This window comes from Pseudomonas agarici, from assembly GCF_001543125.1.
In the GTDB taxonomy this organism is placed as follows: domain Bacteria; phylum Pseudomonadota; class Gammaproteobacteria; order Pseudomonadales; family Pseudomonadaceae; genus Aquipseudomonas; species Aquipseudomonas agarici.
The window spans coordinates 289,567-299,212 of sequence record NZ_CP014135.1; the positions used below are offsets into that span (position 1 = coordinate 289,567).

At 56.2% G+C, this 9,646-nt stretch carries 10 protein-coding genes and 1 pseudogene; all 11 read left to right on the top strand.

From position 1 onward, the window contains the following. Positions 1–1,311: DUF2345 domain-containing protein (locus AWM79_RS01360; protein ID WP_156430156.1), on the top strand; the 1,311-nt coding region annotated here is incomplete at its 5' end. A gap of 11 nt (positions 1,312–1,322) precedes the next feature. Further along, entirely contained in the window at positions 1,323–2,078 is a 756-nt protein-coding gene (gene tla1 / locus AWM79_RS01365) for a toxin Tle1 chaperone Tla1 (protein ID WP_060781970.1), read from the top strand. Beyond that, positions 2,075–2,554 (top strand): YceK/YidQ family lipoprotein, encoded by a 480-nt coding sequence (locus tag AWM79_RS01370; RefSeq protein ID WP_060781971.1) that lies wholly within the window; start codon positions 2,075–2,077, stop codon positions 2,552–2,554. Before tla1 ends, AWM79_RS01370 begins: the two co-directional genes overlap by 4 nt. 35 nt (positions 2,555–2,589) lie before the next feature. Next, on the top strand, positions 2,590–3,111 hold the full coding sequence (gene tli1a / locus AWM79_RS24030; protein ID WP_082712558.1) for a Tli1a family immunity protein: 522 nt from the start codon (positions 2,590–2,592) through the stop codon (positions 3,109–3,111). A gap of 319 nt (positions 3,112–3,430) precedes the next feature. Beyond that, positions 3,431–3,949 carry a Tli1a family immunity protein gene (tli1a, locus tag AWM79_RS24040; protein WP_082712560.1) on the top strand — a complete coding sequence of 173 codons (519 nt, stop codon included), beginning with the start codon at positions 3,431–3,433 and terminating at the stop codon, positions 3,947–3,949. Next, positions 3,937–4,233, top strand: coding sequence for a hypothetical protein (locus AWM79_RS24045; RefSeq protein WP_244159610.1), 297 nt, complete (start codon positions 3,937–3,939; stop codon positions 4,231–4,233). Before tli1a (AWM79_RS24040) ends, AWM79_RS24045 begins: the two co-directional genes overlap by 13 nt. Positions 4,234–4,268: 35 nt before the next feature. After that, complete coding sequence (tli1a, locus tag AWM79_RS24050) at positions 4,269–4,790, top strand: Tli1a family immunity protein (protein ID WP_082712677.1); 522 nt, start codon at positions 4,269–4,271, stop codon at positions 4,788–4,790. After that, the gene (locus tag AWM79_RS01375; protein WP_060781972.1) at positions 4,778–7,126 is read left to right on the top strand and encodes a T6SS phospholipase effector Tle1-like catalytic domain-containing protein; all 2,349 of its coding nucleotides are present in this window, start codon (positions 4,778–4,780) and stop codon (positions 7,124–7,126) included. The genes tli1a (AWM79_RS24050) and AWM79_RS01375 overlap by 13 nt, the downstream gene beginning before the upstream one ends. After that, positions 7,123–7,386 carry a PAAR domain-containing protein gene (locus AWM79_RS01380; protein ID WP_017130905.1) on the top strand — a complete coding sequence of 88 codons (264 nt, stop codon included), beginning with the start codon at positions 7,123–7,125 and terminating at the stop codon, positions 7,384–7,386. The genes AWM79_RS01375 and AWM79_RS01380 overlap by 4 nt, the downstream gene beginning before the upstream one ends. A 140-nt stretch (positions 7,387–7,526) precedes the next feature. Continuing rightward, positions 7,527–8,510, top strand: a complete 984-nt coding sequence (locus AWM79_RS01385; protein WP_026012940.1) for a hypothetical protein — start codon at positions 7,527–7,529, stop codon at positions 8,508–8,510. Further along, positions 8,497–9,646, top strand: a pseudogene (locus tag AWM79_RS01390) (ImcF-related family protein); the annotation flags it as partial. The gene AWM79_RS01385 and the pseudogene AWM79_RS01390, both read left to right, overlap by 14 nt.

Genomic DNA, 9,646 nt, shown 5'->3' on the forward strand with positions numbered 1-9,646 from the left:
CGGGATCGTAGCTTTGAAGTCAGCTTCGAGGCCATTCCCTACTCGGAACGGGTGTGCTTTCGTCCCGCGCTACAAGACAAACCGCACATCGCCGGCACCGTCCCGGCCCGGATCAGCAGCACCCTGGCCAACGACCCTTATGGCCACATCGACCGTGAAGGGCGTTACAAAGTCCGCTTCCTGTTCGACCGCGACACCTGGAAACTCGGCGCGGAAAGCCTCTGGTTGCGCCTGGCCCGTCCCTATGCGGGCGACACTTACGGTTTGCACCTGCCACTGCTTGCCGGCACCGAAGTGGCCATCGCCTTCGAACAAGGCGACCCGGACCGTCCCTACATTGCCCACGCCCTGCACGACAGCCAGCACCCCGACCACGTGGCCTTGCCGAACTACAAACGCAACGTGCTGCGCACGCCGGCCAATAACAAACTGCGCATGGACGACACACGGGGCCAGGAGCATATCAAGCTCAGTACCGAACACAGTGGCAAGAGCCAGCTCAACCTCGGGCATATGGTGGATGCGCGGAAAAAAAAGCGCGGAGAAGGCTTTGAGTTGCGCACCGATGGTTGGGGCGCGATTCGAGGTGGCAAAGGCTTGTTTATCAGCGCTGATGAACAGACCAAGGCCATTGGCGATGTCCTGGCCATGCAACCGGCTTCCAGCCAGATCCAGGGCGCGAAACAGCAAATCGCCGACTGGCGGGAAATCGCCCAGGCCCACCATAGCCGCCCACCCGCAATCGACGGCTTGCAGCAGTTTCAGGACAACGCCAAAGACCTCAACGCCTGCGCCATCCTGCTCAGTGCTCCCCAGGGCATCGGCGCGGTGACACCGGCCAGCCTGCTGTTGCAAAGCGGCGAGGCGCTGTACGTGCAAAGCAACGACGAGATCAACCTGGCCGCTGCCCAGCGCCTGTCGGTCCACGCCAATCAGGCTATTTCCCTGCTGGCCCAGCAGGAAGGCATGCGCCTGGTGTCCGGCAAGGGGCCGCTGGAAATCGAATCCCACGGCGACGTGTTGAATCTGCTTGCCCAACAAGACATCAGCATGCAGTCCGCACAGGGCCAACTGCAACTGACGGCCAAAAATGGCATCACCCTGGGCTGTGGTGGCGGCTACATCCGCATCACCGCGTCCGGGGCCATCGACATTTACACCCCCGGCAAGCTCAACCTCAAGGGGCAACATGTTTGGGAAAAAACCGCCAGTCAGAGTTTTCCGCTGCCTGAGTTGCCGCAATCGATATGTAAAAAGTGCCTGGACAAGGCCCGGGCAAACACTACCGGTTTATTGAGCCGTGAACGTTGATTGAAGGGAAGATGCAGATGGCAACACCAACAGAATGGCAAGAACACATCGAGCGGGCATGTGCCAGCGTCGGCCTGCAACAGGTTAACGTGCTGCTCGACCAAGCCGATTGGAACAACTGCGCTATACCGGCGCTGAAGATGCTGAGGCCGCAAGTTCCATGGTTTTCATTGTTCAGCGGCACACCGGAGGAAAACCTTCTGGGTCAGGCCCCGTTGTTGATGCGCTTGAACCTGACGCATTGGCAACATAAAGCCTGGCTGGAAGAACTGCTGACCCAGTGCGCCACCGAGGCTCGCTTGCTGGTGGTGATCTCGCCATTGCCCTTCGATACCTTGAGCCAGGCTCTGCAAGCCCTCTCGCAAGTAAAGTGGGGCGCACGGACGGGCCTGTTGCGGTATTACGACCCACGAATCTTTCCTTTGCTGACGTCCGCGATCCTGACGGATAACCAGCGCACCGAATACCTGCAAGCGGTCAACTATTGGGGTTGGCTGGATCGGGACGACCAGCCGCAGTGGTTGCAAGGTAATTGTCTGGGATATCACGCTGAAATCGAAGTTAAGCCCTTTCTGAATTTGAGCGATCAGCAAGGCGAGCTGATTGGTTGTATCGGTGATGCGCAGAAACTGCTGGATGAAGGGGACTTCGATGATTTGGAGGCGACCCGGGAACTGCGTTTCGCCGCCTTATACTCAATTGTCGTACAGGCCCACCAGGAAAATCATTTGGATGATTTGACCGAATACGTGAGGCAAAAATTATGAGCCGCAAACAAGGCGTGTCGAATGGTCAGCGTGTTCGGAATGTAGAAAATTTACTCAAGCAAAAGGTCGATATACTGAAACGATTAGCTTTGATCATGCTGTGCGGTCTTGCAATCAGTAGTGCCGGCTGCGGAACATTAGTTGAACGGGGCGAATCATCGAAAACCTACCACCGTTCAGGTCATTACTATGTCGGTGTTCAATATGACTGGAGGCTCCTTACATTGGAAGGCGCCGGTGGTTATGACCCCATTCCTACGTACTGCTATCTAATCATCGTATGCCCATTTGCGACTCTGCTCAGCATGCCGGTAGATTTTCTGGTCGATACGGTGATGTTGTATAGCGACCATCAAAATAAACTCAAAGAAGAACAAAAAAACAGCGGATATATTCGAGATGAACACGCTCTCGCTGAGGATAGGCCAGATGAAGCAGCATTAAAAAATTGGGCCTTGATGCAGGATTTTGTTTGAGTGTGAGTTGCTGGTGATCAAGGGAGTTGAAGATCATGAAAATAATAATGAGAAAGGCGCGGATACAAGGATTGTGGTGCCTATTAGGGTTGATGTTGTTGGGATGTTCTTCTGCGGATAATGAAATGGCCGGGGGGAATCTGCAAGCCGTCAATCATACCGTGCAGGGGATTAACTGGATGTCGGTCAATGGTTATCGGGCTCACGGTGGTGGTGGCAGTGTCTGTTGCATCATCATGCCTACCAAATGGCGCCCTGGCTTGAAAGCTCATATCGAGTGGGAGGTCGACCCTGATCCTTTTGCAAAAATAAAAAGAAAAACAACAAGTTATGGTTTTGATGAGACAGCATGGACGGAGCATGAAGCGAAGTTTCAGCGTCACAGCACTACAGTGGATATTCCGGAGTGGTCAGGAACGGAGTCTTGTGACCTAAAAGTTCATTTTTTGGTTTGTAATCAAGTCAAGGTAATAACCTCATGCTGGGCATTTAATTCAGAGCACTACCCGATTAAAGAACCCTCGCAAATGAAGGAGCCAGCCGTATGTCCCAAGTGAACAATAATTCAAAAACTAAAGCATGGGGGGCACCGCATTTTCCGGAGAGTGGCCGCTTACCTACCAATACATCAATGGTAGCCGCCAACCACCGAAAGCAAACTCACAAGGAAGACCTTTTTTGTCGAGGGACCGACTCCCAAGGTCAAAAGCGGTATTTTGAATGCTGCCATAGCCTGCATATCAGCTTGTTTTCTATGACGCCAATAATAACGAAAAGCATGATGCCAAGAACAGTTGGCCAACTAATATCGCCAGGCATGTTTCATGCTTCGAATGGTTGACGCCACCAGAGCAATCAGCAAGGAAATCGCTAGCGATGCAAATGACAATAAGAAAAATCATACAGCAAGGCTTGCTTACCTTGTTGGGATTGACATTGTTCGGATGTTCTTCAGCCGATAACGAAATGGCCGGGGGGAATCTGCAAGCCGTCAATCATACCGTGCATGCTATTAACTGGATGTCGGTCAATGGTTATCGGGCCGACGGAGGGGGCGGGAGTTCGTGCTGCATTATCATGCCTACCAAATGGCGCCCTGGCTTGAAAGCCCATATCGAGTGGGAGGTCGACCCAGAACCATATGCTTATTCAAAATGGCCATCTGATTTTGATGGATACCAAGCCGCTCAACTCAAACACGCAGCTAACTACCAACACCACAGTACCACCGTGGAGATACCAGAGTGGCCAGGTACTGAGTCTTGTGGTTTGAAAGTTCATTTTTTAGTGTGTGATCAGATCAAAGTTACAACTTCCTGCTGGGGTTATGGCTCACCGAATAATCCGATTAAGGAGCCTCTTGATATGAAGGAGCCGACCGTATGTCCGAAGTGAAAAAAGACTCAAAAGATAAAGCATGGGGGCCACCCTATTTTCCTAAGGATGGTCGTTTACCTACCAAAGTATCAATGGTAGCCGCTAACTGCCGGAAGCAGACTTACGAGGAAGATATTTTTCGTCGAGGAACCAACTCTAGAGGTCAAAAGCGATATTTTGAATGCTGCCATAGCCTGCATATCAGCTTGTTTTCTACGATGCCAATGATAACGAGAAGCATGATGTCAAGAACAGTTGGCCAACTAATATCGCCAGGCATGTTTCATGCTTCGAATGGTTGACGCCACCAGAGCAATCAGCAAGGAAATCGCTAGCGATGCAAATGACAATAAGAAAAATCATACAGCAAGGCTTGCTTACCTTGTTGGGATTGACATTGTTCGGATGTTCTTCAGCCGATAACGAAATGGCCGGGGGGAATCTGCAAGCCGTCAATCATACCGTGCATGCTATTAACTGGATGTCGGTCAACGGTTATCGGGCTCACGGTGGTGGCGGCAGTGTCTGTTGCATCATCATGCCTACCAAATGGCGCCCTGGTTTGAAAGCTCATATCGAGTGGGAGGTCGACCCTGATCCTTTTGCAAAAATAAAAAGAAAAACAACAAGTTATGGTTTTGATGAGACAGCATGGACGGAGCATGAAGCGAAGTTTCAGCGGCACAGCACTACAGTGGATATTCCGGAGTGGCCTGGTACTGAATCTTGTGGTTTGAAAGTTCATTTTTTAGTGTGTAATCAGATCAAAGTCACAACTTCCTGCTGGGGTTATGGCTCACCGAATAATCCAATTAAAGAACCTCTTGATATGAAGGAGCCGACCGTATGTCCGAAGTGAAAAAAGACTCAAAAGATAAAGCATGGGGGCCACCCTATTTTCCGAAGGATGGTCGTTTACCTACCAAAGTATCAATGGTAGCCGCTAACTGCCGGAAGCAAATTTACGAGGAAGATATTTTTCGTCGAGGAACCAACTCTAGAGGTCAAAAGCGGTATTCCGAATGCTGCCATAGTTTGCATATCAGCTTGTTTTTTGATGGCACTAATAATAACGAAGCTAACGATACCAAAAAAAATAATCCTAGTAATATTGCCAAGCTATTCCATGCATCATTCCAAGGTTCACGGGCCAACCGCGGAGGTTATTTTTCGTATTACATGCCAGGTGTCGGCACGCCATTTCCAGAAATTGGCGAGCTGGATTACAGCGATAGCGGATTGCAATTTGCCGCTGGTGGCGAGGATCGTATCAATTGGGCATTGGTACAAGTGGCCAGTGCTCTTTCTTTCGCGCTTAACAATAAGAAAGAAATCGATAATGTTGTTGCCAAGGCCAAAGTCGAAGCCATGAGCACCTGGAGGGCACCGCTGATGAGTGCCATGGGCCAGGGTAATCGGCGGCGGACGATGAACGGGCTGCTAGCACCCTTGCAGGCTCGAACGGAATGGGCCCAGCCTCGCGTACTGGGGGTCAAGCTGTTTGTGTACGGCTTCTCCCGAGGAGCAGCCGAAGCTCGCACCTTTGTCACCTGGTTGAGCCAATTGTTCGACACCCCTGTCGGGGCGGAGCTACCCGCTCAAACGCTGATTGGCTTGCCGATCAGCGTCGAGTTTCTCGGAATACTGGATACAGTGGCCTCGGTGGGCATTGCCCATGTGGCGCCTTTTTTCTCCGGGCATATGGATTGGGCCGACGACACCCAGTTGCTGCCGGATGCGCAGCGCTTCCCGAAATTTATCAAGCGCTGCTCGCACTTTGTCGCCGCCTTTGAACAACGCTCCTGCTTCCCCTTGGAATCGATCCGTAACGAGGACGGCCGATACCCGGACAACAGCTATGAAGTGCTGTACCCCGGTGTTCATTCCGATGTTGGCGGTGGCTACCCAAAAAATGACCAGGGCAAGGCTCGCGGCGGCACCCATGAACTGGTGTCGCAGATCGTTCTGCACGATCTGTATGCCGCCGCCTTTGCTGCTGGCGCTCCGTTGCAGGTCCTCGAGGAAGTGTTACCGCGGACGCTGCTTTCTCAGAAGTTATGGCGTGCCATGAGTTCTACGACTGAGAGAGAGTTCGGACTGAGCAAGGAGTCAGTCGAACGCTTCAACGCCTGGCGAAGCAAAACCCTACCGGTAATCACCGCCGACCAGCCCGTCAATCATCCCGCTTGTGAGTACACCCCGCAGCTTCTGGGCACCACGGTGGAAGACGGTATGGCCGATCAATTGGGCTGGATCACCGGCTGGCGCATTGGTCGCTATGCCAATGATGCCAAAACCGATAACGACAGCTACCAGCGCCAGCCGTTCTTTATCGAGGCCACTGAATTCACCGCCGAGAGGAGCAGTCAGGAGAAAAAGAATGACGAGGACTTACGGGCCGCCGTCCTGGCTGCGCGCCTGACCAATCCTCAGCATCCCGGACCGCCGGTGTATGAAGCACAAATCGATCAGACCCAACTGAGCCAGGCTGCCGCTGAATTCAAATCCGATTACACCGGACAAAAGCGCGAGCAGACCAGCATGACGGGCGGGTTTCTTGATGTGATATTGCGCGACGCGGCCTATCTGCTCAATGAAAACGATGAGCGCAAAGACCACGAAACCCTCAGCACAGAGGGCAAGCGGCGCAGTGAGCAACTGTTCCGCGACGCCCACGGCACACCCAGTACCGATGCCGAAATGGCCTTGCTGGTGGCGTTGTTCGACGACCATATACACGACTCGCGAGCCTGGTTTATGCACGACAAACTGAAGTCGAGGGAGTTGTGGGCCGGTTATTTCTTTTACCGCATGATCTATTTCGGGAATGCCAACAGCCGCGATCTGTCGCCGGTGGTGGTGGCCGGGCGTCTATTGGGCGTGGCGATGATTGCCGGGGCCACGGCGTATGGCATCAGGCGCGGTAAAGCGCTGGGAGGGATTGGCGGACTGGCGGCGGGCATTGGCGCGGCGACCATCGGCTATCAGGTGATCGATAAGGTCACTGGCAAGGTGGTGCCCTTCCTGCCTGACGCCGAGCAGTTGCTAAAGCCCACTGGCCATATCGGCCAGGTGGTGGTCGAGCAGAAACGCCAGATCGCGTTGGACGACTATAGGCAGCGCATCGAGCAGACCAGTGCCATGTTACGCAAGGAAGGCACCCTGGTCGAACAGGTCAAGGCGGTGCTGCCATGATGCCCCTGGTTCGTCTCGGTGATCCGTTGTGGCCCTTTGGTGGTGAGGTTTTGGCGGGACACTACGAAGCTTTCGGTAAGCCGGTGGCCTGTGTGGATGATCCGGTGCGCTGCAACCTACATGGCCTGACGCATATTATCGAGGGTGCCTCGGGATCAACCATAGATGGCAAGCCGGTGGCGCTGGACGGCCATCGTTGCGCCTGTGGTTGCCAGTTGGTCAGCACCCTGGCGGCCACTTCGATGATGGTCGCGCCATGAATCGCCCACCGGAATACCCCGACCTCATCGCGCCGGGCGAACCCCGCTGGCGCCGCTGGTGGCTGGGGTTGGCGCTGCTGTTTGGGGTGCAGTCGGCGGTCGCGCTGATGCTGTGGCCGCAGGAGCAACCGCGCCTGGCGTTGTGGCTGTGGAGCGCGGTGCTGCCGATGTGCTGGGCGCTGGTGCTGGCGGTACGGGTGTTGGTGTGGCAGATCGAACTGTTCAACCGCAAGGTGTATCTGCGCACTGTCGAGGCTGCCACGCAAGCGTGGTGGCAGCGGCGTTGCCTGGCTTTGCCGGTGCGGGAGGTGTTGTTGCTCGGGCCGGCGGGTGACGTGCAAACCTATTACCAACACTTGATGAAAGACCTCCCACTGTCGACGCCCTTGGCGACACCCGGCGCCACGCACCTTATGTTGCGTTGTCCGTTGTCGATGAGCGCTCTTACCGAGCGTGCCCCGGCCCTGGCCCAGCACCTGGCGCGTCTGACCCTGACACTCCCTGAACTGTCCGCGTGTTGGCCGCAGTTGCGGGCGACTGCCTGGGTGGGGGACGAGAGCAGTCAGGTGGCTTTCGCGCAGACGCTGGCCCAGGCAGGCATGGTGTTGCCCGAGGCGCGTTTGCCCTTACGGAGCTTGAGTGATCTGGACGACCTGATCGATACCTTCCATCGCGAGTGCCATGGCGAGGACGACTGGCTGTTGTGCGCCGGGGCGGTGTCGGTCGAGCGCGCTGAACAGAGCGAGCTGCCGGGTGAAGGGGCTTTCCTCTGGTGGGTCAGCCGACAGGGCCGGCAGTTGTTGCATCGCGCTGAATGCCAGGCGGACGAGTCGCCCGCCGAACTCTGTGGACAGATGCAGCGTTACGCCGGGCTGGAAACGCCGCCGACCACGTGCCTGGCCCTGGATAAAGCCAGCCAGGAAGCGTTTGCGCTGGGCGGTTGGTCGGCGGCGGAACATCAACTGAGCGGGCAATGGGGCGTGTTGGCGCACTTGGCTCCCTTTATCGGTATGTCTCTGGCCTTGCTCCAAGCGGGGACGGCGGGTCAGCCCTGTGGCTGGTTGAGCCAGGATGGAAACAAACGATTGGAAATTGGAGTGGCGGTGCCTTATGGCAACAGTTAAGGATGTGGGCAAGGGATCTTTGATACGCGTGGGGTTGGGCTATCTGCTGATCATCACGCTGTTGGTGCTGCTCGGTGGCCTGTTGTATAGCTTGGGCGGCAGTTATATGGGTTGGCCGAACATGGCGCTCAAGCCATTGCTGCTGTGGGGCCTGGCGGTGTGGTTCGCGCTCTGCTGGTTCTGCCCGGTCATTTTGCTGGCCTGGGATCGTCTGGCGTTTCGCCAGGCGCGGCAAGTCGTTGAGTCGGTAAGCGAAGCGTCGACTTCGCGCTTGAACCCGGAGCCCGCACCGCCAGATACTCCAAAGCTCGCGGAGCTACGCGATCACCTGCGCGATCACTACGGCCTCTTCTGGCGCCGCAAAGTCCGCCTGCTGCTGGTCATCGGCGAGTCCGACGAAATCGAAGCCATTGCCCCGACCCTGACCAAGCAATTCTGGCTGGAAGGGCAAGGCACCGTCCTGCTATGGGGCGGCAGTGCCCAGGCGATGTTGGATCGACCCTTGCCCACGCAATGGGCTGGGCTGAGTCGCTGGCGGGCGCTGGACGGGGTGGTCTGGGCGCTGAACGCTACCCAGACCGGTGATGATGCCGCGCTGGGCGCGGGCGTGCGCCAGTTGCAGCGTTTGGCCCGTGGCCTGGGCTGGCAGTTGCCGCTGTCCCTGTGGCAGGTCTGCGACAGTGCCTGGTCGCAGGACACGCGCAAGACGCAGCCCGTGGGCTGCCTGCTGCCCGCAAACTTCACCGCGCAGGCGTTGGAAAGCGGCCTCAATGGCTTGCTCGAGCCGTTGCGCCGCGAGGGCCTGGCGCAGATGAACGGTGTCATGGGCCATGACTTCCTGTTTCGCCTGTCCCGCGATTTACAGCGCGAGGGCATCGGTCGCTGGCGTCACACACTGGCGCCCCTGGCCGGCGAGTTTGCCCGTGGCGTGCCGTTGCGGGGGGTGTGGTTCAGCCTGCCGGTGCGGCGCACGCCGCATGACTTGAAACATGACTGGCCGCTGGTCCCGGTGTGGCAGGGCGTGCTCGATGATCCTGCCCACGGCCACCGGCTGGGCTGGAGCGTCCCGCGAGCCGGCTATGCGCTGGTGCTGGGACTGGCGCTGGTGTGGGGCGCGGGGTTATTGCTGTCGTTCG

Excerpts from the sequence above, each read along its gene's own strand:
- AWM79_RS24045 (WP_244159610.1), top strand. The coding sequence starts at position 3,937 with ATGTCCGAAGTGAAAAAAGACTCAAAAGATAAAGCATGGGGGCCACCC.
- AWM79_RS01370 (WP_060781971.1), top strand. The coding sequence starts at position 2,075 with ATGAGCCGCAAACAAGGCGTGTCGAATGGTCAGCGTGTTCGGAATGTA.
- tli1a (WP_082712560.1), top strand. The coding sequence starts at position 3,431 with ATGCAAATGACAATAAGAAAAATCATACAGCAAGGCTTGCTTACCTTG.
- tli1a (WP_082712677.1), top strand. The coding sequence starts at position 4,269 with ATGCAAATGACAATAAGAAAAATCATACAGCAAGGCTTGCTTACCTTG.
- AWM79_RS01380 (WP_017130905.1), top strand. The coding sequence starts at position 7,123 with ATGATGCCCCTGGTTCGTCTCGGTGATCCGTTGTGGCCCTTTGGTGGT.
- tli1a (WP_082712558.1), top strand. The coding sequence starts at position 2,590 with ATGAAAATAATAATGAGAAAGGCGCGGATACAAGGATTGTGGTGCCTA.
- tla1 (WP_060781970.1), top strand. The coding sequence starts at position 1,323 with ATGCAGATGGCAACACCAACAGAATGGCAAGAACACATCGAGCGGGCA.
- AWM79_RS01375 (WP_060781972.1), top strand. The coding sequence starts at position 4,778 with ATGTCCGAAGTGAAAAAAGACTCAAAAGATAAAGCATGGGGGCCACCC.